General features: G+C 56.2%; 25 protein-coding genes and 1 pseudogene. 10 read left to right on the forward strand and 16 right to left on the reverse strand.

What is annotated here, in order from left to right:
* The first annotated feature begins 70 nt into the window (after positions 1–70).
* From ACL2XQ_RS15755 to ACL2XQ_RS15765, 3 genes are all read left to right on the forward strand, one after another.
* Positions 71–1414 (forward strand): 2-hydroxycarboxylate transporter family protein, encoded by a 1344-nt coding sequence (locus ACL2XQ_RS15755; protein WP_410014595.1) that lies wholly within the window; start codon positions 71–73, stop codon positions 1412–1414.
* Between the two features lie 205 nt (positions 1415–1619).
* Complete coding sequence (locus ACL2XQ_RS15760) at positions 1620–2216, forward strand: cytochrome b (protein WP_413723120.1); 597 nt, start codon at positions 1620–1622, stop codon at positions 2214–2216.
* Positions 2203–2775, forward strand: a complete 573-nt coding sequence (locus ACL2XQ_RS15765; RefSeq protein ID WP_413723459.1) for a YceI family protein — start codon at positions 2203–2205, stop codon at positions 2773–2775. The genes ACL2XQ_RS15760 and ACL2XQ_RS15765 overlap by 14 nt, the downstream gene beginning before the upstream one ends.
* Before the next feature lie 66 nt (positions 2776–2841).
* Here the strand turns inward: ACL2XQ_RS15765 and ACL2XQ_RS15770 are convergent, their stop codons facing one another.
* The 9 genes from ACL2XQ_RS15770 to ACL2XQ_RS15810 all read right to left on the reverse strand — a co-directional run bounded on the left by ACL2XQ_RS15770 (position 2842) and on the right by ACL2XQ_RS15810 (position 12877).
* Positions 2842–5025 (reverse strand): TonB-dependent siderophore receptor, encoded by a 2184-nt coding sequence (locus ACL2XQ_RS15770; protein ID WP_413723121.1) that lies wholly within the window; start codon positions 5023–5025, stop codon positions 2842–2844.
* 364 nt (positions 5026–5389) lie between these two features.
* On the reverse strand, positions 5390–6469 hold the full coding sequence (locus ACL2XQ_RS15775) for a YncE family protein (protein WP_413739409.1): 1080 nt from the start codon (positions 6467–6469) through the stop codon (positions 5390–5392).
* A gap of 353 nt (positions 6470–6822) precedes the next feature.
* Positions 6823–7710, reverse strand: coding sequence for a DMT family transporter (locus ACL2XQ_RS15780; protein WP_410016791.1), 888 nt, complete (start codon positions 7708–7710; stop codon positions 6823–6825).
* 5 nt (positions 7711–7715) lie between these two features.
* Positions 7716–9083, reverse strand: a complete 1368-nt coding sequence (locus ACL2XQ_RS15785; RefSeq protein WP_413739410.1) for an amidase — start codon at positions 9081–9083, stop codon at positions 7716–7718.
* Positions 9083–9295: a hypothetical protein gene (locus ACL2XQ_RS15790; protein WP_413739411.1), complete on the reverse strand. Its 213-nt coding sequence runs from the start codon at positions 9293–9295 to the stop codon at positions 9083–9085. Before ACL2XQ_RS15790 ends, ACL2XQ_RS15785 begins: the two co-directional genes overlap by 1 nt.
* Positions 9296–9305: 10 nt before the next feature.
* Positions 9306–10322 (reverse strand): ABC transporter substrate-binding protein, encoded by a 1017-nt coding sequence (locus ACL2XQ_RS15795; RefSeq protein WP_410014589.1) that lies wholly within the window; start codon positions 10320–10322, stop codon positions 9306–9308.
* 3 nt (positions 10323–10325) lie between these two features.
* Positions 10326–11162, reverse strand: a complete 837-nt coding sequence (locus tag ACL2XQ_RS15800) for an ABC transporter permease (protein ID WP_413723123.1) — start codon at positions 11160–11162, stop codon at positions 10326–10328.
* Between the two features lie 22 nt (positions 11163–11184).
* Positions 11185–11964, reverse strand: coding sequence for an ABC transporter ATP-binding protein (locus ACL2XQ_RS15805; RefSeq protein WP_410014587.1), 780 nt, complete (start codon positions 11962–11964; stop codon positions 11185–11187).
* A 4-nt stretch (positions 11965–11968) separates the two neighbouring features.
* Positions 11969–12877: a carbon-nitrogen hydrolase family protein gene (locus tag ACL2XQ_RS15810; protein WP_413723124.1), complete on the reverse strand. Its 909-nt coding sequence runs from the start codon at positions 12875–12877 to the stop codon at positions 11969–11971.
* Positions 12878–13070: 193 nt separating this feature from the next.
* Here ACL2XQ_RS15810 and ACL2XQ_RS15815 point away from each other — a divergent pair, with 193 nt between their 5' ends.
* On the forward strand, positions 13071–13736 hold the full coding sequence (locus ACL2XQ_RS15815; protein WP_410014585.1) for a helix-turn-helix domain-containing protein: 666 nt from the start codon (positions 13071–13073) through the stop codon (positions 13734–13736).
* A gap of 537 nt (positions 13737–14273) precedes the next feature.
* Here the strand turns inward: ACL2XQ_RS15815 and ACL2XQ_RS15820 are convergent.
* Positions 14274–14894: a hypothetical protein gene (locus tag ACL2XQ_RS15820; protein WP_413739412.1), complete on the reverse strand. Its 621-nt coding sequence runs from the start codon at positions 14892–14894 to the stop codon at positions 14274–14276.
* Positions 14895–15567: 673 nt separating this feature from the next.
* Between ACL2XQ_RS15820 and ACL2XQ_RS15825 the strand changes: the two are divergent.
* From ACL2XQ_RS15825 to ACL2XQ_RS15835, 3 genes and pseudogenes are all read left to right on the forward strand, one after another.
* Positions 15568–15660: pseudogene (locus ACL2XQ_RS15825) on the forward strand (hypothetical protein); the annotation flags it as partial.
* 16 nt (positions 15661–15676) lie between these two features.
* A complete protein-coding gene (locus ACL2XQ_RS15830) occupies positions 15677–15826 on the forward strand; it encodes a hypothetical protein (protein ID WP_413723553.1) in 150 nt (49 codons plus the stop codon).
* 97 nt (positions 15827–15923) lie between these two features.
* A complete protein-coding gene (locus tag ACL2XQ_RS15835) occupies positions 15924–16826 on the forward strand; it encodes a LysR family transcriptional regulator (protein ID WP_413723126.1) in 903 nt (300 codons plus the stop codon).
* Here the strand turns inward: ACL2XQ_RS15835 and mdtH are convergent.
* From mdtH to ACL2XQ_RS15865, 6 genes are all read right to left on the reverse strand, one after another.
* Positions 16783–17994, reverse strand: coding sequence for a multidrug efflux MFS transporter MdtH (mdtH, locus tag ACL2XQ_RS15840; protein ID WP_410014582.1), 1212 nt, complete (start codon positions 17992–17994; stop codon positions 16783–16785). The two genes, ACL2XQ_RS15835 and mdtH, sit on opposite strands and share 44 nt — an antisense overlap.
* Positions 17995–18072: 78 nt before the next feature.
* Positions 18073–19113 (reverse strand): agmatinase, encoded by a 1041-nt coding sequence (speB, locus tag ACL2XQ_RS15845; protein WP_410014581.1) that lies wholly within the window; start codon positions 19111–19113, stop codon positions 18073–18075.
* A gap of 84 nt (positions 19114–19197) precedes the next feature.
* The gene (locus ACL2XQ_RS15850; protein ID WP_410014580.1) at positions 19198–19965 is read right to left on the reverse strand and encodes an ABC transporter ATP-binding protein; all 768 of its coding nucleotides are present in this window, start codon (positions 19963–19965) and stop codon (positions 19198–19200) included.
* Between the two features lie 28 nt (positions 19966–19993).
* On the reverse strand, positions 19994–20707 hold the full coding sequence (locus ACL2XQ_RS15855) for an ABC transporter permease (RefSeq protein WP_410014579.1): 714 nt from the start codon (positions 20705–20707) through the stop codon (positions 19994–19996).
* Entirely contained in the window at positions 20704–21390 is a 687-nt protein-coding gene (locus ACL2XQ_RS15860) for an ABC transporter permease (protein ID WP_410016789.1), read from the reverse strand. The genes ACL2XQ_RS15855 and ACL2XQ_RS15860 overlap by 4 nt, the downstream gene beginning before the upstream one ends.
* A 27-nt stretch (positions 21391–21417) precedes the next feature.
* Positions 21418–22161 carry a transporter substrate-binding domain-containing protein gene (locus ACL2XQ_RS15865; RefSeq protein ID WP_413723127.1) on the reverse strand — a complete coding sequence of 248 codons (744 nt, stop codon included), beginning with the start codon at positions 22159–22161 and terminating at the stop codon, positions 21418–21420.
* Between the two features lie 635 nt (positions 22162–22796).
* Between ACL2XQ_RS15865 and ACL2XQ_RS15870 the strand changes: the two genes are divergently transcribed.
* From ACL2XQ_RS15870 to ACL2XQ_RS15880, 3 genes are all read left to right on the forward strand, one after another.
* A complete protein-coding gene (locus ACL2XQ_RS15870; RefSeq protein WP_410014577.1) occupies positions 22797–23873 on the forward strand; it encodes a LacI family DNA-binding transcriptional regulator in 1077 nt (358 codons plus the stop codon).
* Positions 23874–23957: 84 nt separating this feature from the next.
* Positions 23958–24908, forward strand: coding sequence for an ABC transporter substrate-binding protein (locus tag ACL2XQ_RS15875; RefSeq protein ID WP_410014576.1), 951 nt, complete (start codon positions 23958–23960; stop codon positions 24906–24908).
* Positions 24909–24968: 60 nt separating this feature from the next.
* Complete coding sequence (locus ACL2XQ_RS15880; protein WP_413723128.1) at positions 24969–26498, forward strand: sugar ABC transporter ATP-binding protein; 1530 nt, start codon at positions 24969–24971, stop codon at positions 26496–26498.
* Position 26499: the final 1 nt, after the last annotated feature.

The raw sequence follows: 26499 nt of genomic DNA on the forward strand, positions 1-26499 counted from the left end.
GTCAGCTATTTAATCAATAAAACCCATTAACCTCTTATCAGCGCACCGCCAAAACAGCAAGGTGATTATAATGGAAAAAATCGACAAACCAATTGAGAATTATGAAAAAACAGCAACGTCGCCCTCATCGACATTCTTCAGGCAATGCAACGGCGCTGATATCAGTTCGGTGCCGTTGATTCTTTTCATTACCATCGCCAGCATCGTGTTTATTTCCGCCTATTCCAGCTACCTGCCTAAAAATATGATTGGTGGTTTGGCCGTCATTATGACCCTGGGATTTTTGCTGTCGCATATTGGCCGACGGATTCCCGTGCTGCGCGATATTGGCGGCCCAGCCATTCTTTGTCTAATGGTACCGTCGGTAATGGTTTTTTTTGGCGTTTTTAAAATTAATACCCTGGAGACGGTACACCTGTTAATGAAGGAGGCCAACCTGCTGTATTTTGTTATCGCCAGCCTGGTGGTCGGCAGTATCCTCGGCATGAACCGTATTGTCCTGGTGCAAGGCATGATCCGTATGTTTATACCCTTGCTGGCGGGAACCGCAACGGCGGCGATAAGCGGATTGGTGGTGGGTAAATTATTCGGGTATAGCGTTTACCATACTTTTTTCTTTATTATCGTCCCCATCCTGGGCGGCGGGATTGGCGAAGGTATTTTACCCCTTTCCCTGGCTTATTCCGCCATCCTGGGCGCCTCGCCGGATGTTTACGTGGCGCAGTTGGCTCCCGCCGCCGTCGTGGGCAATATTTTCGCTATCGTCTGCGCCGGCGTGCTGGCCCGTTTGGGCACCCGCCGCACTCACTGGAGTGGCGATGGCACATTAATCAGGTCGGCGGCGGAAAATGCCTTGTTTGCCCGAAAAGAAGAAGAACGTCCGGTGGATTTCGCGCTGATGGGCGGCGGTTTATTGATGATTTGCACCTTTTTCATCGTTGGGGGTTTAGTTGAAAAATGGGTTCATATTCCCGGACCGGTATTGATGATTCTGATTGCCGTACTGTGTAAATACGCGCGGGTGATCCCGGCAAAGATGGAGGAAGGAGCCCATAGTTTTTATAAATTTGTATCCACCACACTGGTATGGCCGCTTATGATTGGACTGGGCATGCTGTATGTCCCGCTGGAAAGCGTGGTCGCGGTGTTCTCCCTCGGCTATGTGATCGTCTGTGCCTCGGTGGTCATTTCCATGGGCGTCGTGAGTTTTCTGATTGCGCCTTATCTCAATATGTACCCGATCGAGGCCGCCATCGTCACATGCTGCCACAGCGGACTGGGCGGGACCGGCGACGTTGCCATTCTATCAGCGTCAAACCGCATGTCATTGATGCCGTTCGCCCAGATATCCACCCGGATCGGCGGAGCATCGACGGTCATCGGCGCCACATTACTCCTTGGATGGCTGATCTAGCATCCGCTACCGGGCCTATGCCAACGCCGTTCTCCGCGGGCTTAAAAATAACCTTGCCCACGTCTGATGCCAACATTTCCAAGGCAGGACTCGTTGTTTCTATTTACAAAACTTTAACGTATTTGACACGACTTAAATTGCTTTTTTATTTCAATCTGTTTTATTTGTTGACCAAGGGTAACGCAACCCACGAGGACGATGCCTTATGCGCTGGCGCAACTCAGCCGACAGTTTCGGCCATATCAGCATTGCTATCCACTGGCTGGTGGCGTTGGCCGTTTACGGTATGTTTGCGCTAGGCCTGTGGATGGTGACGCTTGGCTATTATGCGACCTGGTATCATCGCGCGCCCGAACTGCACAAAAGCATCGGCTGTCTCCTGTTCGCCATGATGATCTTACGCCTGATCTGGCGTTTTATTTCCCCGCCGCCCAAACCCCTCAGCCATTACTCGCCGCTGACCCGCGCCGGCGCGGTGCTGGCGCATTGGACTTTATATATCCTGCTCTTCGCCCTGCTTACCAGCGGGTATTTGATTTCCACCGCGGACGGGCAGCCGATAAATGTATTCGGCTGGTTTTCCGTTCCGGCCACCCTGAGCGGCCTGGCGGGGCAAGCCGATTTAGCGGGCGACATCCATTTGTACCTGGCGTGGTGCGTGGTGATCCTGTCGGTATTGCACGGCCTGGCCGCGTTAAAACATCATTTTATCGATGGCGACATCACGCTTAAGCGGATGCTTGGGTATCACCTTCATCAACCTGCGCAATATAAGGAAAAACACCATGCTGAAAAAGACTAGCCTGGGCCTGGCGACGGTCGCGTTATTTTTCGCCTCGGGCATAGCCGTTGCGGCGGAGTATAAAATTGATAAACAGGGCCAGCATGCTTTTATTCAATTCAAGATCAAACATCTTGGCTACAGCTGGCTCTACGGCGGTTTTAGGGATTTTGACGGCGGCTTCACATTCGACGCTGATAATCCCGCCGCCAGCAAGGTGAACGTGGTGATTAACACCGCAAGCGTCGATACCAATCATGCGGAACGCGATAAACATCTCAGGAGCGCGGAGTTCCTCAACGTAGCACAATATCCCCAGGCCACCTTCGCCTCCACGCAGGTGAAAAAAGACGGCGATGAATGGGATATCACCGGCAACCTGACGTTAAACGGCGTGACCAAACCCATTACCCTGGAAGCCAAATTGGTCGGCCAGGGCAACGATCCCTGGGGCGGCTATCGCGCGGGTTTCGAAGCTGAAGGAACCCTGGCGCTAAAAGATTTTAATATCACCACGGATCTGGGTCCGGCCTCGCAGCAGGTGGACGTGCTTATTTCAGTCGAAGGGATCAGGCAGTGACCTGCCGGCCATCCCCGTTTTTTCACCGCCGCCAGGGTTCTCTGCTTTCCAGCGGCGCAATATCCGTCAGAACGACGTGGTTAAGCCGGCATAATAGGCTCGTCCTGGTTCGTTATATGTTAATGCGCCTTCGTTTTCACGATAAATGCGTTTATCCAGCAGATTGCTGATACCGACATTGACCCGGACATTTTTTGTCACATCGTAATTCAGGCCGACGCCCAGCACGGAATAAGCACCCAGTTCTTTGCTGGACAGCGAGCCGACTTCGTTGCGTATGTCCGCGTATTCACGCGGTTTCTGCCGGCCGTACATGGTCCAGGCCGCATTGGCGGACAATTTATCGTTAACCTGCCAGTCCAGCAGGGTATTGATGGTGTATTTGGGAATCACTGATAGCGGATTGCCGGTTTCCTTATTCTCGGAGGTGATCATATAAGTGGCATTGGTACGCCAGTTCAGCGTATCGGGCAGCACCGGTATCGCCAGATTAGCCTCCAGCCCTTCCACCAGCGCCTTGCCGCCATTTTCCCAGCGCAGGATATTGCCGCCGTCCGACGCGGTGCCGATAACATCGGTGCCGGCCACGATTTTATTACGGTAATCGTTACGGAAATAAGTGATGCCGGCGTCATAGCCGTTGGCAGTAAATTCCAGGCCGATCTCTTTGTTGATACTGATTTCCGGGTTTAAGTCATCGTTGCCGAGCAGGTAGCAGGCGCCGGTGGCGACCCCCGCCGGGCAGCCGTTGCCATTGGTGCGCAATAAATACCCTTCGCTTGATTGATACAGATTAGGCGCCTTAAACACCCGGGCGATGCCCGCCTTGAGCTTGAAAAAATCGCCGAGCTCCTGGGACATATTCAGGCTGGGGCTCCAATTGGCGCCGAACTTGCTGTGATAATCGAAACGCAGTCCGGGGATAAGGTCGGTGCCGGGCAGGGCTTCGATATTATCTTCAAAATAGAGCGCGCTTAATTCCGCGCTATTTTTACTGCTGCGCAGCGCGGGATTGCCCGATACACCGCCGATGTTCGCATTGGTCTGGCTGGTGGCATGCATCGATGCCGGGTCGTTCAGCTCTTCGCGGTTCCATTCGGCGCCAAGGGTAGCGGTTTGATCCACCCATAACTTCAGCGGGATATTCAGCTCCGTATTGGCTTTGTAGTTCTCCAGCCGGCTGGTGGAGAAGGTGTCGCTATTGATCATGCCTTCTACGCGTCCCGTCGACCCCTCCATCAGGCGCGTATTATTGGTTTTTTCATAATAGAAGCCGGTGCGGGACTGGCCCCAGTCCCAGACGCCGTTATGGGTCACGCCATAATTCTGGCGGTACATGCGGTTGGTTTCCTCGCCATACAGCGTCGGCACCAGGCTGCTGACGTTACCATTGCTGTACTGGGTATCGCCGGTGTAGATATTGCCCTGGCGGCTGTAGCCGTATTCGAAGTCCATGCTTTGCCGGGGATCGATTTTCCATGATAGCAGCGTGTTGATGTCCTTGTTGCGCACCCCTTCGCGGCCGGCGGCATAGGAGCCATTTTGCTGGGTATTGATATCGGGGCTGTCGGCGTCGGTTTTATTGATATTGCCGTACAATCGCATGGTCAGCACATCGTCGATCAGCGGACCGCTCAGGCTGAAATTGGCCCGTTTGGTGGCGCCTTCCTTATCATCCTCCGGCTGGTTGGTATACAGGGATAACGACCCGTGCCAATCGTTGGTCGGCCGCTTGGTGATAATATTCACCACGCCGCCCGCAGCGCCGGAACCGTAGCGCGCGGCCGCAGGCCCTCTCAACACTTCGATCCGCTCGACCATCTCCACCGGCACCCAGTTGGTATCGCCGCGGGTATCGCGCTCCCCGCGCCAGCTGTAGCGCACCGCATTACGCGACGTGACCGGTTTGCCGTCTATCAGGATCAGCGTATTTTCCGGCCCCATGCCGCGGATATCGATTTGGCGGTTGTTGCCGCGGCTGCCCGAGGCGCTGTTGCCGGTCAAGTTGACGCCGGGCATTTTGCGGATGATATCCGACAGGTCATTTACCGGCGGTTCTTTTTTAATGTCGTCCGCGGTAATAATGGATACGCCGGGCTGCTGTTTCAGCTCCTCTTCGGCCGTGGCCTTGACGACCATCACGTCCTCGCTGTCGGTTTCCCCCGTCGTTTCGGCGCCGGCGCCGCTGCTGAAAATGGCGGTGAATAAAATGGCGAGCGGTCCCATAGTGAAATTTTTAGTTACACACATTTATTATGATCCTATTGCAATTTATATTTTCCCAAGAGAATACGAATAGTAATAAGAATCGTTATCATTGTATATGAATGCGGGAATTCTTCACATTTTCTCCTTAATGTGAAGAACGGTGGTTTTCTGAGCATACCAGTGCGTGAGCCAGGCCGCGCTTTCTGCGACGTCTTGAATGGGGAATGCAAAGCCGGTTGCCGGAGAATATCAGCAGTAATCGGGTAAGCGCCCAGAGCCTGCCACCGCCGCTGGGCAACCCGCAGCGGAAATGCCCCGCTTGCGCCGTGCCTCCGGCACGTCCAGTTCCGGGGCGGGCGGCATATCGGAAAGGGTCAGGCAGGACGCCGTCGCGCCCTGCCGGATATTACTGCAGCGCGATACGCATCACGTCATCCGGGCTGGTGGCTTCCTGCTGGCGGCTGGAAGCCTGCTTTACGCTGACATACAGCGTTTGGCCGTCGGGCGACAGGGCCAGGCTATTCGGGTGCACCGGGGTAGCGATGGTGCGCAGCACGTTATAGGTCTTGGCGTCGATCACGCTCACCTGCCCCGCCTGGCGGTGGGTCACATAGACTTCGTTGCGCACCGGGTTAAACAGCACCGCCAGCGATGCCGGCACGCCGATTTTCGCCAGGATATTACCGTTGCGGGTATCCGCCACCAGCACCTGCGGCTGTTTGGAATCGGTGATAAACGCGCGGTGCGTCGCCGGGTCCAGGCTGAGGTTGAGGAAAAAGTGTTCCGTCGCGGTTTCATCGAGCTTTTTGCGCAGCACCACGTTGTTGGTGACGGTGTCGATGGACAGCAGTTCGTTGTCGGCATTGGTCACGTACAGGCGTTTTGCCGCCGCGTCCAGCGCCAGCCCGGTGCCCATTTTGCCGATATCGTCCAGGGTGGCGCGCAGGGTCAGGGTAGCGCCGTCCACCACCCATATCACGCTGGACTCACCCAGTCCGGCGATATAGAGGGTATTGGTCTCCTGGTCCACCACCAGCTCACGCGGCGCCAGCGGTTTGACGGTGTCAGAACGCTGGCGCCCATCCAGCACCAGCCGGCCTGTTACCGCGCCGGTTTTGGCGTCGATGGCGGTGACGGCGCCGTCGACGGTGTTGCCGAAGTATAGGGTATCGGTCTTGGTATTGATGGCGGCGCCGAAGGGTTTGATATCGTTGTGGATAATCTGGGTGATATCAAGCGTGGCGGGGTCGAGGCGATATACCACCCCGCCTTTGTCCAGCTTGCGGCTTTGCGAGGTGGCCAGGTAAAGCGCGTCGCCTTGCGTGCTGTACGCCATCTCGTAAGCGCCTTTGCCGACGGGTTTGCGCAGCGGCTCCTGTGCCGCCCAGGCCTCCTGGGCCAGGGTAAACAACAGCGCGCCAGCCAGCAGCAGCGCATACGCCGCGCGTGGCCCCGGCCGTCCGCCGGTGGTCGTTATCACGTCCATACTATCTCCATTTCAATGAATTGAGGTTGCCGCCGGGCCAGCGCCAGGCAGCTAAAAGGGGTTTCACATTGCATCAAGAAGCAGCAAGAGCCGGAACGTCATGGCGTCCCGATCTTTATATGAGAATAATAATCATTATTTTTTGAAAAGCACAATGATTTTACCAACCCAATCAGGTGTTTCGTAACGCATTCTGACACCGCAAATGAATGTCACCCGACGCTAAACCGGGCCGTGGCCGCACCCCTTTTATCGCTACCGTCTGCTTTAGCGGCCGGCTTCATTTCACCGTCGGGCGGCCCTGTACGGCGGTGGAAGCCGCGCGGTTCGGCGGTATTCAGCCGGAGATTTTTTTAACGCCGGCGACGTTCCGCGGATATGGGGATTCCTCGGCCGTATCGTCCCGGATTCATCACCGCGATGAAAATGCTGCCGACAACCAGTACGGCGCCCAGCAGCTTGCCCTGATCCAGTTTTTCGCCCAGTATCGCCGCCCCCAACAACACCGCCAGCGCCGGGCTGAGTAGCGACCAGGGAAGGATTTGGTTTACCGGATACTTTTTCAATAACCAGTACCAGAGCGAATAGGATATCAGCGACGAACCCAGCGCGCTGTAGATTATCCCAAGCCAACCCCGCCAGCCCGCCGCCAGGAACAGCGTCAATTGGTGATGCTCCGTTAGGAAGGAACAAAGTGAAACCAGGGGAATGGCAAAAAGCGACAGCCAGCCGGTCATCGCCAGCGGCGGGATCGGCGGCGATCGCTTAATCACAATAGTGGTCACGGCCCATCCGCCGGCGCTTAACAGCAGCAAAGCCGGCCCATGCCATGAATTCAGCGCGGGGCTGCCGGAGAGCACCACCACGCCCGCCACAGCGCCGCAAACACCGATTATCTGCCGCAATGTGAGCCTTTCCTTCAGCCATACCGCCGCCAGCGCCATCGCCATCGGGGTCCCCATCTGTACCAGCACGGCCGCGCTGCCGGCATCGGTATAGCGCATACCGAGCAGCAGCAGTGAAAAGTGAACAAAACCAAAGGTAAATGCCAATAAACACAGTAGCGGGACCTGTTGCCACCGTATTGGATTGAACGGCACCAGTACTGCCGCCACAATCATAAAGCGAACCAACAACATCAGCAGAGGCGGCAGTTCCATCAGGCCGAATTTCATGGCGATCACGTTGAAGGCCCAGCCCGATGCTACCACCAGCAGAATCAGCACATCCTGGAACAGCAGTTTTTTCAACGGTTGACCATAACCGGCGTGCGCCGGTGGTAGTCGCTTTCCCGCTGGAAACAGGCGGCGATGCCCATCAGTCGCTGTTCGCCGCCATCCGGGCCAATCAGCTGCATGCCGATGGGTAAACCCGCACTGTCAAAACCGGCGGGAAGGTTCAGGGCGGGCAGCGCGGCCAGGCTGGCAAGCGCGTTAAAGCGCATATTGCCGGTGAGCACGCTCTCCTCATCATCGCCGATGCGTACCTGCGTCTGGCCTTTCAACGGCGCGGTAAACGGCAGCGTGGGTGCCAGTATCACGTCCACTTGGTTGAATTTTTCCACCATTTGCTGTCGTAATGCGGTGCGATAGCGCTGCGCCTGCAAATACTCCACCGCGCTGATGCCCAGGCCGGCCTGCAACAGCAGGCGGACATCTTCCCCGTACTCCCCGGCCCGGTCCGCCAGCCACGGTGCATGCAGCGCGGCCGGCTCGGCCAGATTGATTAACACCAGGGCATTAACCGCCTGCTCCAGTCCGCTGAACGACAGGGTTTCGCAGCGGCCCCCGGCGGCGCGGAACCAGTCCGTCAAATCATGATAGGCGCGCGCCACGTCCGGCTGTACTTTCTCGCTGTACTCCCCCAGCAGGCCAATGCGCAGGCCGTGCAGATCGGGTAAGGCGGCGGGTACGGTATCGCCGGTCAGCGCACTGAACATCAGCGCGCAGTCTTCGGCATAGCCGGCCAGCGGCCCGACGGTGTCGAGACTGGCGGCCAGCGGGAAAATGCCGTCGGTGGCGATCCGTCCCACGCCCGGGCGCAACCCGGTAACGCCATTCATGGCGGCGGGCAGCCGGATGGACCCGCCGGTATCGGTGCCCAGCGCGCCCAGCGCGCTGCGCACCGCCGCCGCCACGCCCGATCCACCGCTTGAGCCGGCTGGTATGCGGTTGCCATCCCAGGCGTTGCCGCTGGGGCCGTAATGGGGATTATCCGTCGTGCCGCCCCAGGCGAATTCATGCATATTGGTGCTGCCGATGATAATCGCGCCGGCCCGTTTTAACCGCCGCACGACCCCGGCATCGCGCTGCGCCAGCGATCCGGCCAGTATCCGGCTGCCGGCGTGCATCTCCTGCCCCGCCAGGGCGATATTGGCTTTAATGGCGATCGGCATCCCCTGGAGGGGACCGAGATCGTAGCCCTGCTCCAGCAGCGTCTGGCTGGCCTGCGCCACGTTGCGTGCCTGATCGCGATAAAGCGCGTTAAACGCATTCAGATCGCGGGTGGCGGCTTCGCGTGCCAGGCAGGCCTCCAGCAGCTCCGGGAAGCTGAACTGCCGGGCTCGCACCCGGCGTCCGGCTTCGCCCATGGAAAACTCCAACAGGTCGTCCATCAGCCCTCCTCCACGGCCATCGCCGTCGGCGGATGCAGCGGCGAGACCCAGGCGGTGGCCGGCAACAGGGCCGGCGGGAAATGGCACGCGCCGTAGGCGGCCACGCCGGCGGCCCGCTGCGCGCAGTCGCCAAGCAATGGGAGTAATAGCGCGGCATCCGCCGGGGTATAAAGGCTAATCAGCGCCAAACGCGCGGCGATTTCATCATTCATGGCCCAGCTCCTACTGTTTACCCATGGCATCTACCGCCTGCTTGGCTTTGCCGGCCAGTTCGGTATTCACATTGCTGTCGTAGGACGTGGCGGCCGAGGGATAGGCCTTGATGTTTTTGGCATACAGGGCAATGTTCATATTGTTGTCCCACGCTTTTTGCGAGACCAGCACATTCTCCGGATAGCCCTTGGCGTCGATTTCGCGCAGCACCGCGGTGCGCACCAGATCCTTGGGCACATTGGGGAAGTATTTGGCGGCAATCTCCACCGCCCGGTCGGTATTGCTGTAAATAAAGCGCGACGCCATTTCAAAGGCGGTCACCACGCCCTGCGCCTGCGCGGGGTTCTTGTCGATGTAGTCCTGGGTCGTGGTCAGGCTGGAGAACGCAAAGGGAAACCAGTCCTGGTTGGCGGAAAATGAATACACCACATGCAGGCCGTTCTGCTTTTCCGCCATCGAGGTCTGCGGCTCCACCGCCAGCGCATAGTCGGCACGATCGGCCACCACCGCCGGGATTTCATTGCCTATCGCCACATGCACCAGCTTCACATTGCTTAATTTTTGCTGCTTGATCAGATAGCTCATAAATGCCCAGGTGGTGTCGGGCTGCGGACTGGTCACCACCCGCTTATTGGACAAAAAGCTCAGGTTATTTTGCAGCGGCGTGGCGTCCTTGCCGAAGATAAACACCGTCGGCGCGTTTTGCACGCCGGCCACCACGACTCCGCCGCCGCCATTTTCATGGGATTTCGGCACAAACACCGGGTCCTGGATGGAAAAATCCGCCGAACCGCCGATCACCGCCGCCCAGGATTGGGAGCCGCCTCCGCCGGTGCTGATCTTGACCTCAAGGCCCTGCTGTTTAAAAAAGCCCTGTTCCTGCGCGACATACAGCGGCAGGTAGAGCAATGATTGAAAAGCCTGGTTGATGCGCACCGGCGTTTGCGCCGCCGACGCCGACCCCCACACCGCGCCGCACAGTACCGCAGCCAGGGTAAAACTACGTATACGCTTGCTTGTATTCATTTTTCAGGCCCTTTCCCATGAGAGAATCATACGTTCGAGTAAAGCAACTAACCCGTTGAAAATCAGCATCATAACCATCACCAGCACAATACCCGCCAGGACGATATTCATACCGAAATTGGAACTGCCCAGCAGGATCATATGGCCGACGCCGGCGTCGGAGGAGATGTATTCCCCGACGATGGCGCCCACCAGGGCGAAACCGACGTTCAGGCGCAGGCCGGACACGACCCACAGCATGGCGGACGGCACTACCAGCTTGACGAAAATCACCGTGCGCGAGGCATCGAAGGACCGCAGCAGGTTTATCAGGTCGGGGTCGGTGCGCAGGGCGCCCTTATAGGAGGTGGTCAGCGAAACCACCACGCAGGAGAAGGCGACGATAACCACTTTGGACAGCATTTCCGTGCCAAACCAGATGATAGTGATAGGCGCGATGGCCAATACCGGAATGGCGCCGATGGCGGCGATAAAGGGCGCGGCCAGATCGGAAATAAATTTGGAGTACCACAGCAACAATCCCAGGATAGACCCGCCTATCGCGCCGACGACAAAGCCTATCAGCGTCTCGTAGGTGGTGATTTGAATGTCGGCCAGCAGTTCGCCGGACTGGAAGCGCTGCACCAGCACCTCCCACACCATGCTGGGACTGGCGAACAGGAACTTGCTGATGCTGCCGTTGCGTACGCCGATTTCCCAGCCGGCCAGCAGGCCGGCCACTATCAGTATCTGCAACAGCAGCAACGTATAGCGCCTGACGGCCGGGGTACGGAAAAAGGACTCCAGCCGTTCGCTCTTGCGGGACGTGTTCACCCGGGTAGGTTGCGGAATACTGCTCATGATTGCGCCTCGCGAAAAACATTCATATATTGACCGGGGCGGCGCCGATGCTGCGCCAAATCATTTCGTAATACTCATTGAAGCGCGGCGAAAGCCGGCGCTCGGGAATGATCATGCTGTCGGTTTCCAAATCGACCCTTATCTCGTGTACGATTTCGCCCGGCCTGGCTTTCATGACATAGACCCGATCCGAGAGCGTGACCGCCTCCTCGATATCGTGGGTGATAAATATCACCGTCTTTTTCTGCTGTTTCACCACCGTCAGCAGTTCCGACTCCAGCGAGACTTTCAGCGGATAATCCAGCGCCTTATACGCTTCATCCATCAGGATGATTTCGGGCTCGGTAACCATGGTGCGCATTAACGCCACCCGTTGTTTCATGCCGCCGGACAGCTGGGCGGGATATTTATCCTCGTACCCTTCCATGTGGTAAGTACGCAATAAGTCGGCGGCGCGTTCACGGGCGATTTTTTTATTTATTCCCCGCACCTCCAGGCCCAGGATGATGTTCTCCAGCACGGTTCGCCAGGGGAACAGCAGGTCTTTTTGCAGGACATAGCCCAGATCCGGCGAGGGGCTGCCGGTGGTCTCGCGGTTTTTGATAATGATGTGGCCGTCGTCCGGCGCCAGCAGGCCGGTGATAATATTAAACAGCGTGGATTTACCGCAGCCGCTGGGGCCGACAAAGGAGATAAACTCATTTTCATCGGCATGAAAATCCAGGGCATTGAGCACCGCCACCGGCCCCGCGGCCGAGACATAGCTTTTGGAGATGTTAACTGCTTCCAGGGTATGCGGCATGGCGTTATTCCCCCACCTGTCTGGCATGGTAATGGCGGACGGTTAACGGCGGATCGGATGCCCGCACCGGCACATAATCTTTGAGGAAAAAGTACCCCATATACCCTACGCTGCGCGCGCGGGTGATATCCTGCCGGATGTTGACGCTCGCCAGGGCGATGCCCGCCGCATTGCCGGTATCGGCAATAATATTGCCACGCGGATCGATGATGCGGCTGTGGCCGTGATACAGCAGGTTGCCATGGGGACCGTGCAAATTGGATTCCACCATCCAGCATTGATTTTCCATCGCGCGCACCCGGCCGAACAGGGTATAGCTGTCGACCATGGAATCCTGCTCCGGGTCCCGGCTGTCGCCCGCCAGCCCCCAGGCGGTGGGCATGATCATGATATCCGCCCCGTTGAGGGCCAGTTCGCGGGTACTTTCAGGAAACACCTTGTCATAACAAATCAGCATGCCGATGCGGCCGAGCGCCGTATCGAATACCGGGAAACCCTCGCCGGGATAATAAACATGCTTCTCGTCCCCCGGCTGGTGCACTTTGCGATAGCGGCCCACCTCCCCGCCCGGTCCCAGCAGCACCACGGTGTTGAACAGGACTTCCGGGTAACGGGGATGGCGCTCGGTCATGCCCACTACCGCATAGACCTGATGCCGGATCACCGCCTCGCGGATCTGGCCGATGCCCTCCCCGCTTTCGATCACTTCGGCGTTGGCGAATTGCCAGGCCACGTTATCGAAATCCAGACTCAGGGTATCGGTCAGGTAGCCTTGCAAAATTTGCTCGGGAAACACCACCAGCCTGGCGCCGGCGGCGACGGCCTGCGCCAGTAGCGCGAGGATATTGCCGACATTACGCGGCTTGTCATAAAACGCCTGCATGGAAACGGTAGCAATAATGGTTTCGCTCACGTCCTTCTCCCGTAGCTTAATGAATCAACCGCCGCCGGTTTTCCCGGACCCGCGGGTTGCGCTGGTTTTCACATCATGCCGCCTATTTTTCATTTACACCAAAATGTTTTTCTTATAGTAAAAAATAAGCGATCCATGAGAAAATAACGTACACTTCAGCGCTAAGTAGGTACTCAGTATTCCGGAGCGGGCGATGGAGAATAATAGCTACAGTAAAACGGCAGGTATAAGGACCGCGTTGACCACCGAGCAGGATTTCGGCAAACGGATTAAGGCCATGCGGGTGGAACGGCGCTGGACGCTGGAACAGGTGGCGAAAAACTGCGGAGTGTCCATCTCGACGCTGTCAAAGATAGAAAATGGCCAGGTATCGGCCTCCTTCGACACCATCACCAAAATTGCCAACGCCTTCGATTTGTCCTTCAGCGATTTGTTCAGGCAGAACGCGTCGTCCGCAGCAAATGCCCGTCCGCCGGTGGCGGGCCGCCGGACCGTCACCCGCGCGGGAGAAGGATTGGTATTTACCAACGCGCATTACATCTACAATGTGCACGCCGAGGAACTGACCCATAAGGGCATGATCCCAATAGTCATGCAGATTACCGCACGCGAAGCGCCGCCGCAGGACCAATGGTCCTGCCATGAAGGCGAAGAATTTATCTACGCGATCAGCGGGACAACCATTTTGCATACCGCCTGGTATGCCCCGCTTTGCTTATTGCCCGGCGACAGCGCCTACATTGATAGTTCGATGCCGCACGCCTTTGTGACGCAGGGAGAACAAGATGCGTCCATTCTGTCCATTTGCCTTACCGATAAACTGGACTTTGAGCAACATGCAAGCGCCGCGCCGTTATAGCCATTGCGGAACAGCCCATTCCGCACCCGCAAGCCATTGCGCCTATTGGTTTGGCCAACGACGGGCCAGAACAGGTTCCTGCCGGTAAGCCCATCATGATTGCGGACCTTACGTCAGTTCACCAACCAGGACGGTTAGCAACCCGGCCAACGGTAATGAGCGCTTCTGTCGCTGTGTACCACGGGCCTGTCATTATCAGCGAGACACTGTTGAATAAATCGGAATGCAGGCATTTTGGTGTGCAATAAAAAATTAACGATTAAAATTAAATATAAAAACATTTCAAATATTGTCACAAAAAAAATTATTCAGTAATGACCATGTTATAAAGGAAGAAAATATAGCAGTCTGATATTTTAAAAATCCCGATATGTACTGGCGTGAATACTAAAAAAATAATACTTACTCAGGCCCTGAACATACCGAGAGATCGATTATGCTGTACGCCACCGAACTTATTCAAACAGGATTTTATCTCAGCGTTTAACTATCATCATTCAATTGACAGTGATTGTTTGCGAATGCACTATCCCGCGCCTACTTTTCTGCCCCGTCCTGCAACTCAGATCGCGCCACCATGTTGCGGGCGGAATCCGCTGCGGCCTGGACTTGCGAACGCTGGGTGATCAATGAGGACTCAGTCTGTGAGGCCCGTTCTGATGCATTGCTGCGGGCGGAGTCCGCTGCGGCCTGGACCTGCGAACGCTGGTTGCTCAATGAGGATTCAGCCTTTGAGGCGCGCTCTGATGCATTGCTGCGGGCGGAGTCCGCTGCGGCCTGGGCCTGCGAACGCTGACTGCCGAATGAGGACTCAGCCTTTGAGGCGCGTTCTGATGCATTGCTGCGGGCGGAGTCCGCTGCGACCTGGGCCTGCGAACGCTGGTTGCTCAATGAGGACTCAGCCTTTGAGGCGCGTTCTGATGCATTGCTGCGGGCGGAGTCCGCTGCGGCCTGGGCCTGCGAACGCTGACTGCCGAATGAGGACTCAGCCTTTGAGGCGCGTTCTGCGGCATTGCTGCGGGCGGAGTCCGCTGCACTGCGAGCCGAATTACGGGCAGAGTCCGCAGCGGCTCTGGCCGAGCTGGCATCATGCGCCATTGCGGTGCTGACACAACCCGTAACTAGGATAAAACTCAAAAAAAAATGTTTCATATTCATGATGTAATTCCTATGTTATTCGTTTCAGAAACGTCCATCGATAATATAATCCGTAACTGGATTTCTATTATTTATGGTTAGCGATCATGGCAAGGTCTTTATGCCATGGCAGCCATTAAAACAGCAAAAAATAATTTCTACATTTGGAATAATCCTAAATAGTAACCTAGGGTTACTATTTTTTAAAACAGTATTTATAAAATAAAAAATTAATTAAATTGTCATGAAACCGCAATCTGTTCTCCGGTATAGCAGGACTTTTCATCGTAAGCGATGAGATGGTCTTCCCCCTTCTTCACGACAGCATCCATTTCCGCCATGATGAATAAACTTCAATCAGAAGAAAAAGTAACAGGTTTACGAAAGCAAACCTGTCACTATCATTATGACTGCCGTCTTGCAATACGGGGGAAGACCCTATACGTACGCCCAGCGCCGTCTGTTGATTACCCGTCAAGTTGTTGAAAATGATGTCCAGGGTTCGGGGTTCAACCCAAAATCCCCGCGACGCAGAACGCTGAGCTGTTGGCTAACCGAGCTTCCTGCGTATTACCCAGGTACAGGCGATGATTTTCCGCATCAAACGCAGTGGCGAATAAATGCCCGGTCCCGGCGCCTGCCAGCACATTGATAAGCCGCATTCTTTTGGTGAATTGCTGCCGGCATCAGCCGGGTGGCGCACCGTTTTAAACGGCGCGGGGCGTGGCGGATTACCTTCGTCATGTTCCTGATTACCGTTGGCGTTTCTACCTTGGGCAAGGGGGAAGAGACCTTGGATTTTTATGCTATTCTTATCCCCCGGCTGTTCAGTCTGGGCTATAACAGTGGTCGCGTGCGCCGGAGCCGGTATTTCGCTAACCCAGGATATCGGTCTGCGGCTGGTGATGTGCGTGGTGCTGTCCGCCATTGGCCAGGTCAGGCCAGTGCGTTGAGACCCATAAGGGTCCTGAAAGGCATAGGCGCCGGGAAAACGGGCCGAATGGCAACATGCCCGGAACGGTTACCCGTTCCGGGCTAAGGAGTACCGTGATGGATGATAAAGACTGGCTGATTATTCGTACCGTTTATGAATTAAAAAACGTTACCCGCGCCGCCCAATTACTTAATACGTCCCAGCCGGCGCTCAGTTACCGTCTCAAGCAGATTGAGAAAAAGCTGGATGTGCAGCTTTTCGACATGAGCCACAAAAGCCTCACGTTTACTCTGCAAGGAGAACAAATCGCGCACTATGCGGTTAAGGTATTGCAGGACTACCGGGATATGAAAGAAAATTTGCAGCAATGCGGTGACCGGCTGCGCGGAGAAATACGCATTGGCGCTTCCAGCAATTATGCCGCCTACCGGCTGCCAAAGCTGCTGCAAGACTTCATCGCCCAGCATCCCCAGGTGGCGGTGAATGTCACCACCGGCCTGAGTCTGGAAATTTTCCACCAGCTTCAGCGCAATGACGTGCATCTGGCGCTGGTTAAAGACGATCTCAACTGGAAAGAGGGCAAACACATGGTGGATGAAAATTATTTTTTTATCGTTTACCATCGCCCGGTCGACCTGGCGGATCTGCCTCATCTGCCGCAGATCCGCATCAGCCACGGTCCCTATATCAGTACCCTGCTCGATCGCTGGTGGAACGCCAGTTTCTCTGCCCCGCCGCGGGTGGCCATGACGGTGGACAAACTGGAAGTCTGCCTGGAAATGGTCAAACACGGACTGGGTTATGCCATTTTATCCAACTACCTTCCCTTCGATGCCGCGTTGCACCCCTGCCCCATATTCGACGAAGATAATAAGCCGATCACCAATCACACCTGGCTGCTGTACCGGCATCATGCCCTGCACACGCCGCGCCTGGCGCGCTTTATCCAGCTGCTGTCCGCCCCGGCGCCCGCGGCTACAGGCTGCGCAACCTGGCAATTTGCGTCGGATGGTTCCTGAACTGCATATAAAGCGCAACCAGAGTGACCAGACCGATAGCGCCCAGTATCAGCCAGGGCAACGCAGGCGTGGCGGTACGCGTGCCGAAATCATACAGCCAGCCGCCGCCGCTATAGCCAAGGGCCCCGCCGACCGCCGCGCCCATGCGGCTAAAGCCCATGTAGCTGCCTCTGGCGCGATAATCAGACAGCTCCGCGCCCAGCGTTTCGCGCGCCGGTTCGGCGATAAGCGAGCCAAGATAAAACAAGATGACCAGGCTGAACAACACCATAAGCCGGTCCACATACCCGACCAATACCAGGCTGGCGGCCATTAATGCCAGGCCGAAGATCAGCCGTTGCTCCAGACGGAAACGGCGTTCGCTCCAGCGCGCCAATGGATAAAGCAGCAGGAGGGCCATCACCGCGTCAATGGAGTACATCCAGCCCACCGCCGCCGGCGAACCGGCCACCGCCTGTACTGCGATGGGCAACATCAGCATCACCTGCACGTTGAGCGTGTAATAACCGGTCAGGATCATGACATAACGGCGAAACGGCTTGTCGTTAAATGCCCGCGCCATGCCCGACAGAATGGGCGCACGGACGCTGGAAAGCTTGTAATCAGGTAGCTTCCAGGCATTCCAGCCGGCAGCCAGGATAAACATGGCCATACCCGCGAAACAAACGCTTTGGAAGTCATAGGCCATTAATAACCAGCTGCCCAACAGCGCGCCCAGCACCCGGAAAGCGCTGTCTTCAACCATCAGGATCGAGTAAAAGCGCCCGCGCTCGTTGGGGCGTACCAGTTTTATCACCAGCGCCGATCGGCAAGGAGAGAACAGCATGCCGCCAATGGCCGCAAGCGTACAGGCCATCATCAAAATCCAGCCACGATCGGCAAAACCCATCAGGCCCATGCCGGCGGCGCGCAGCAACATGCCGATCACCAGCATCGGTTTAGCGCCAAAATAGTCGGCAATGGCGCCGCCGAGAATACTGGTGCCCGACTGGATAAACTGCCAAATACCCAGCGACACCCCGACTATAACCGCCGGCCAGCCCAATTGTTCGACAAAATGCACCGATAACAGGGGAAAAACCGCCGAAAAGCCCAGTTCCAGCAGCATATTATCAAGGAGTAAAAAGCGCTTTCCTGCACGACGTGCCCGCGCGGTAACTGGAAGCATAAAGTGCCCGTATGAAAAAATCATCCCTATAACAGCCGGTAACCGCGCCTTAGCGTGCGGGAACCAGCCTCATTATTCTCAGCGTTTGGCCAGCGCGATAAGACAAAGCTCGGTGAACAGCACCTGAGCTGTGATTTGTGCGGTGTTCGAGGTGGCATCGTACTGAGGCGCCACTTCCACGACGTCTGCGCCGACGATATTCATGCCGGCCATCGAACGCAGGATTTGTTGTACCTCGCGCGGCGTCAGGCCGCCAACTTCGGGCGTCCCGGTGCCCGGGGCGTAACCGGGGTCAACCGAATCAATATCAAAGGAGATATACACCGGACGATCGCCTATCACTCCTTTGATTTTCTCGATGGCATAGGCGGTGCCTTTTTCCAGGATATCTTCACCATAAATTACGGTCATGCCGGACTCGAGGGAAAACTCGCCGTGGTAGGTGCCGCCGCCGCGGATACCGATTTGCACGCATCGCTCCGGGTCCAGCACGCCGTCCAGCACCGCCTGGCGGAACGGTCCGCCGTGGTGGTATTTCGTGCCGTAAGCACCGGACGTATCGCAGTGGGCATCAAAATGCACACAGGCTACCGGCTGCTTTTTACCTACCGCACGCAGAATGGAATAGGTAATGGAATGATCGCCGCCGACGGTAAGCGGAACCACTCCCGCATCCATCACGCGCAGATAATAGTTTTCAATATCCTGGTGACATTGTTCCAGGCTGCGCGGATTGGTGAAGGCCACATCCCCAACGTCCATCACCTTGAGTACGCCGGCCGGGGCAATATTCAGAATGCGATCGTAAGGCCCTACGCGGCTGACCGAGCGCACCGCCTGCGGACCAAAACGGCAGCCGGGACGGTCGCCGGCGCCCAGATCCATGGGAACGCCGATGATAGCGACATCCAGGCCGGCGAACTGTTGCTGGTAAGCGCCTGCGTCATAGGCCAGGTTGAGGAAGGTCGCCGGGTCGGCCAGCGGCCACCGGCTGTGGCCGGGAGCGCGACTGGCCTCCAGCACTTTTCCCGCGGCGGCGAAATCCGGATTATAAATTTTGCCGTCTTCAATATGATTGCCAAATTTTTCGATCAGTTGTGTCAATTTTTCCTGGTTCATAACAGCCTCTTTCGGGATATACCGACGCAGGGGTGTCGCCAGCCCTACGCCAAACAGATGTTTACACGCCCCGTGGGTGACGCGTTATTTCAAATTACCGCTGAGAAAACATTGCAGCCGTTCGCTTTGGGGATGGGTCAGCACTTCCTGTGGCCGTCCCTGCTCTTCAATTTTTCCCTGGTGCAGGAACAACACCTGGTTTGAGACATGCCGGGCAAAGCCCATCTCATGGGTGACGACGATCATGGTGCGGCCTTCCTCCGCCAACAGTTGCATGACCTTGAGCACCTCACCCACCAATTCCGGGTCCAGGGCGGAGGTTGGCTCGTCAAACAGCATAATGTCGGGTTCCATGGCCAGCGCCCGGGCAATGGCCACGCGCTGCTGTTGGCCGCCGGATAAATGCGAAGGATATTTGTTGGCCATTTGCATCGGTAAGCCCACTTTATCCAGATAAAGTTTAGCCCGTTCATAGGCATCCTTTTTTTGCATACCCAGAACATTGACGGGGGCGAGCATAATATTTTCCAGCGCGGTAAGATGGTTCCATAAATTAAAATGCTGGAATACCATGCTCAGGCGAGTACGGATCTTTTGCAGTATTTTGCCGTCGGCGACTTGCATCCGGCCTTGACGGTCTTTAATTGTTTTTATCAATTTACCGTCAAAAAATATCGCACCGTCATCCGGCCGCTCTAAAAAATTAATACAACGCAGTAGCGTACTTTTGCCCGAACCGCTGGCGCCGATCAGACTGACGACATCACCGGCCTTGGCGCGCAGTGATACGCCACGCAATACCAGATTATCGCCATAACTTTTACTAAAATTATCAACAAAGAGCTTTTCCAATGCCTTGTCCTGTCAAAATAAAAATGTTTTATGTATTCATCGGGCGCATAAATGCCAGCCAGCGACGCTCACCCAGGCGGAATAATGTAATCAGGGCGCATGAAGCCATTAAATAAATCAGTGCCGCAATGCCATAAGCCTGAAAGGACATATACGTCTCGGCATTGACATCCCCCGCCACTTTCAGCACATCAGGCACCGTGGCCGTAAAGGCTATGGCCGTCGCGTGTAACATCAGGATGACTTCATTACTGTAGTAAGGTAAAGCGCGCCGCAGCGCGGAGGGTAGAATAATGGTTCGGTACAGCATATGCCGGCTCATGCCGAATGCCCGCGCCGCTTCAATCTCACCTGGGGAGATAGAGCGGATGGCGCCGGCAAATACTTCTGTGGTAAATGCCGTGGTATTTAAGCCCAGCGCCAGTATGGCGCAATAAAAACCATTGCGGAAAAAGCCATTTAACAGCGGCTGATCGTGCACCCATTGCAAACTGTAGACGCCGGTGTAAATAATCAACAGTTGAATATACAGCGGCGTGCCACGAAAAACATAGGTAAAACACCATACCGGCACTGAGAAAAATTTTATTTTTGAGGCACGCATAATAGATAATGGTAGCGAAAATGAAAACCCCATCAGCAGCGAGGCAACCAATAACCAGAGGGTTATTACCAAACCGGAATATTGGTAGCCATCATGCCAGATATAGGCTTTCCAATAAGTTTGCAGAATTTCAATCATAATCCCGCCTCCCTCACGCCAAGCTCATAACGTTTACTCAAGAGCGCAATCACCACGCCGGATATGCTGGTGACCAGTAAATAGAACAACGCGGCAATCACCAGATAGAAAAAGAGTTGCCCGGATCCTTTACCGACCTCCTGGGCCGCTTTGGTAATATCCGACAGGCCGATTATCGATACCAATGCGGTGGCCTTGACCAGAATAAGCCAGTTATTGCTTAACCCGGGCAGGGCAAAACGCATCATCTGAGGAAACATAATCAAACGAAAACTCTGCCAGCCACCCATGCCGAATGCCTTGGCCGCCTCCATTTGGCCGGCAGGCACCGCCATAATGGAACCGCGAAAGGTCTCGGTGAAATAGGCGCCATAGATAAAACCCAGGGTAATCACGCCGGCGCCGAAGGGATTAATATCGATCTGTTGCCAGCCTAAGGCGTCGGTGGCGTTATTAAGCCCCATTTGCAGGCTGTAAAATACCAGCAGCATAATGGCCAAATCAGGGATACTACGAATGACCGTGGTGTAGAGAGTGGCAATACCGCGCAAGACCAGGCTACCGGATAACTTGGCTACCGCGCCCGCCAGTCCGAGCAGCATTGCCACCGCCAGTGAAGCCAGGGATAGACGGACGGTCATGCCGATACCGGCGAGCAACATATCGCTATAGCCCTGTGGGATCATAAATACCTCGTTTCGCCGGTAATGTTATTGGCCGTAAATATCGATGCTGGGCGGAAAGTATTTGCGGGCTATTTTCTGATAGGTGCCGTCGGCATGCAGTTCCTTTAACGCCTGGTTAATATTGTCGGCCAGCTGTTGGTTATTTTTGTCGACGGCGATAGCCGATTCACCGGTGCCCAGCAGCGGATCCTCGATGGCGTTGCCGGCAAAGCGATAGCCTTTTCCCTTATCCGTGGACAAGAAGCCCAGTTCCCCCTGCACTTCACCGGTAAGCACGGCATCCAGCCGGCCGGAACGAAGGTCGCTATAGGCCAGATCCTGATTGCTATAAGAGATCACTTTTACTCCCGCCGGCGCCCACACTTTTTTAGCAAAAGATTCTACGTTGGTGCCCTGCTCGACACCGACGCTTTTACCGGCCAGACTCGCGGTATCCGAACTGAATCCGGCATCGTCCCTGGCAATAAGACGCGAATGCCCGACATGGACTTTATCGGTGAATAAAAGCTGCTTTTTACGCGCTTCGGTAACGCCGATAGAAGCGAGAATTGCGTCAAATTTTCGCGATTTTAAGGCCGGGATCATGGTAGATATTTCCGTTTCCACCCACTGGCACTTTTTTTGCAATTTGGCGCAGATGGCATTGCCCAGCTCTATTTCGAAACCGGTCATCTGACCGTCGCTGCCGCGATACTCAAAGGGCGCGTAGCCTAATGCCGTGCCGAATCTCAGGATATTATTATCTTGCGCCCAGACAGAGGCGCTCAACAGCGAACACATTAATACTAGTAAAGCGCCTGTGTGTTTCTTACCCGAAAAATTCATAATGCCTCAACCTTTATATTTAATGAGTAATAAAAAACAGCATATAATTTAATTTACCATGCGCTTCGAGCACGGTTAAATATTGCAATCACTATGCCAGCTTTTTTATTTTATAAAATTAAACAAAAACGCTTACTTAACCCTATGAATTATCATTGATTTAAATTAATAAATTAAATTTTCCATGCAACCAATGTTACGATGAATAAAATCTTTTTATTACTGATTTCTTTTTACTATAAAAGAATTTTATTATAAAAATCACCTCCACGACCGCCTGCACTTAATATGTGCGCACCTGCACTTAAATAGCGCCGCTTTTGGTTAATTTCATTTTTAACTTTTTCAAATAACACCATTTCCTTAGCGTTGCGGTGGGTAGCTCACCGCTCGCGGCGCGGATACGCGCCTGGACCACAGTATCCTCAGGCAGTCGTGGCCGTCACATCGCGTTACCCTGGGTAAAAAAGCGCCGAAAACGAGATTTTGCTCACTGAAAACGGCTAACTAAACGTTTAGCTTAACAACATAAACGTTTAGGTCGGTGTGAAAACGGCCATTGAGACCAGAAAATGCCCATGCGAAAAGTCACTATGCGGGACATCAGCCAAGCCACGGGTTTATCCATGTTTACGGTATCCAAGGCGCTTAACGGCGGTGAAGGCGTGTCGGAGGAGAGCCGCAACATGATCCTGCGGACGGCGCGGGAACTGGGTTATGTTCCCAATCGGGCGGCGCAGGAATTGCGCCGGTCCAGCCGGGATTCGGTGGCGGTGATCACCGCCCACGCGTCAAACTCTTATTACCTCAACCTGATGTCCGGCATCCAGCAAACGCTGCGGCCCTCGAACTGGACGGTGGTGGTGGGCGATGTCGCGGTGGACGGCGTGTACGATCCCTGCCTTGAAGACCGGATGATCAAGCGGCTTATCGAGTCGCGCATGGCCGGCGTGATTGCCACGCTGACGCTGAGCCCCGACAACATCAGGCTGCTGGAAACATGGGGGATCCCCATTGTTTTTGTTGACTCGGCCCCCCTGGGTGAAAACAGCCATCCCAGCGTCACCACCGATAACTATAACGCCAGCCTGCTGGTGGGAGACCATCTGGCCGGGCACGGCTATCGCGAATGGCTGTTCCTGATCTATCCGGAAAAATGGACCACGCGCTTTGAGCGCGAACGCGGCATACGCGAAGCGGCCCGCCGCCATGACGCCCGGCTGGTGGTGCTGGAAACCGATAACGACACGCACTCGGCATATGCCATGCTCGGACAGTACCTGGAACAAACCGCGCGGCTGCCGGACGTGCTGATTGCCGGCAACAACCCCTTGCTGCTGGGGGCGTTAAAACTCCTGCAGGACCGCCGGATCGCCATTCCCGCCGACATGGCGCTGGTCGGCTATGACGAATTCGACTGGGCGCCGCTGCTTAACCCACCGCTTACCACCCTGAACGAACACAGCGAAGAGATCGGCCGGCGCGCGGCCGAAATGCTGGTGGCGCTGATCGGTGAGCAAACCGGGCCGCAAAACGCGACGCCCTTGCCCGTATTCCGGCGCGAGTATCAACAGCAGGTACCGGCGGAGCTTATCGTCCGCCAGTCCTGCGGCTGCGGTTTTCCCGCCGCGTCCAAAAAGAAAGAAGAGTCGTAACCGGGCAACGCCTTTGCAGGATGTCCCGGCGCGCTGTACCTACACCTGTGCTATCCAACAATACGTGAAGTGAAGGGGAATCGAATGAAAATAATCCATAAAACATGTCTGTCCGTGGCCGTCGCCGCCGTGGTCGCCGCCACGCTCAGCCTGGCGCCCGCGGTCCAGGCGCAGGCCGCGCCGAAAAAGATCGCCCGCATCGGGTTAATGGTCCAGGACATGTCGAATCCATTTTTTTCCGCCATGACCAAAGGCGGCAAAAAAATGGCCGGCGAGATCGGCGCGACGCTGAACGTCCAGGACGCCCAGCTGGATCTGTCCAACCAGAATACCCAGATCGACGCTTTTATTCAGCAGGGGGTGGATCTGATCGTGATTTCCGCTGTGGATGAATCCGGTATCGAGCCGGCTATCGAACGGGCCAAAGCCGCCGGCATCATTGTGATTGCAGTGGATACCCCGGCCAAAGGGGCGGACGCCGCCGTTATGACCAACGCCGTGCAGGCCGGGGAAAAGTCCTGTGACTACTTATTTACCCAAATGGGCGGCAAGGGGGAAGTACTACTGGTGGACGGTACGCCTATCCAGACCATTATAGATCGCATTAAGGGCTGTAAAAACGTCGCCCAAAAATACCCCGGCATCAAGATTGTCGGGCAACAGTCTTCCCGCAACGATCGGGCCTCCGGCCTGGCGGTGACCACCGATATGCTGACCGCCCACCCCGACGTCACCGGTATTTTCGGCATGAACGACCCCTCAGCCCTGGGCGCCGTGCTGGCGGTGGAACAGGCGGGCAAGGCGGGAGGTATTAAGGTCACAGGCGTCGACGGCAGCCCGGAGGCAGTGGACGAGCTCAAGCGATCAGGCTCGCCCTTTATCGGCACCGCCACGCAGAATCCGGGGGAAATGGTGCACCAGGCCATTAAGATTGCCCAGGATATCGCGGCTGGCAAACCGGTTGCCGCGCGCACCGTTCTTATTCCCAGCGTGCTGGTCACGCGCGACAACGTGGCCGGCTACCCGGGCTGGTAAGCGGCGAAACATCAACACGGGCGGGATGGGCGACGCGGCCTATTCCGCAGGGTGAGGACGATGGCTGACAGAACGGCACACCCCCTTTTACAGCTTGAGGGGATCTCGAAACGCTATGGCGCCACGCTGGCGCTAAATGATGTCCGCTTCGAATTGCGGGCCGGGGAAGTCCACGCCCTGATGGGCGAGAACGGCGCGGGCAAGTCGACGCTGATGAAGATCCTGGCCGGCAATGTGGCGCGCGATAGCGGTCGCATCCTGATCGACGGTAATGCTATCGCTATCCGATCGCCGCGCGATGCGCGCAGCAACGGCATCGCCATCATCCACCAGGAGCTTAACACGGTGCCGGATATGACGGTGGCCGAAAACCTGGCGCTGGGCCAGGAGCCACTGACCCGCCTGGGGTGGCTGGATCGGGAACGGATGTACCGGGAGGCACGGCAAAAACTGGAGCGCATCCAGGCGGATATTGATCCCCGCCAGCCGCTCGGTGCGCTGAGCATCGGCCGGCAGCAGATGGTGGAGATTGCCCGCGCCGTCAGCGAGGATGCGCGCGTCCTGGTGCTTGACGAGCCGACGGCCGCCCTGTCCCGCACTGAAGCGCAGGCGCTCTACGGTATCATTAACCAAATGAGCCGCGCGGGCGTGGGCATGATTTACATCTCGCATCGTATGGAGGAAGTCTGGCAGTTGGCGCATCGCGTCACGGTGTTTCGCGACGGCGGCTGGGTGGGCACCCGGGACATGCGCGATATCTCTCCCGCCGAGGTGGTGCGCATGATGGTGGGGCGGCAAATCATTGATCTTTATCAACATGACGCCCGCGTGCCCGGGGAGGTACTACTGGGTGTGACCGGCCTGGCGGGGGATAAGGTCGGTCCGGTGACTTTTCAGGTACGGGCCGGTGAGGTGGTGTGCATGGCCGGGCTTATCGGCTCGGGGCGGACCGAAATCGGCCGCCTGCTGTTCGGCGCCGACCCGCGCACGGCGGGTACGGTGCGTCTGGCGGGACAGGAAAGCGCCCCCGCCGATCCAACCGCCGCGATTGCCGATGGGATCGGCATGGTATCCGAGGATCGCAAGGCGCAGGGGCTGTTTCTGGACCATTCCGTTGAGCGCAATATCGCGCTCAGCTCGCTTGACCGCTACGTCACCGCCGGCGTGATCAGGCAGGGCGCCGTGCGCGCCGCCGTTACCCAACAGATGGCCCGGCTGCGGCTGCGGCTCAACGCACTCGACCTGCCGGTAAAGGACTTATCCGGCGGCAACCAGCAAAAGGCGGCGCTGGCGCGCTGGCTGCTGCGCGATTCCCGGCTGCTGATCCTTGACGAGCCCACCCGCGGGGTCGACATCGGGGCCAAGCGGGAAATTTATGAGCTTATCGATCAACTGGCCCGGGCCGGAAAAGCGGTGCTGGTGATTTCATCCGATTTACCCGAAGCCATCGGTATCAGCGATCGGCTTCTCGTGATGCGTAACGGACGCATCGTCCATGAAATGTCCTCGGCAACGGCGACGGAAGAGATCGTGATGCTTCACGCCACGGGGACGTTTGCCGGTCAGCCGGAAGAAAGTGAAGGTGGGTAAT

The sequence above is a fragment of the Sodalis sp. RH14 genome (genome assembly GCF_047324285.1).
Lineage (GTDB): Bacteria > Pseudomonadota > Gammaproteobacteria > Enterobacterales > Enterobacteriaceae > Acerihabitans.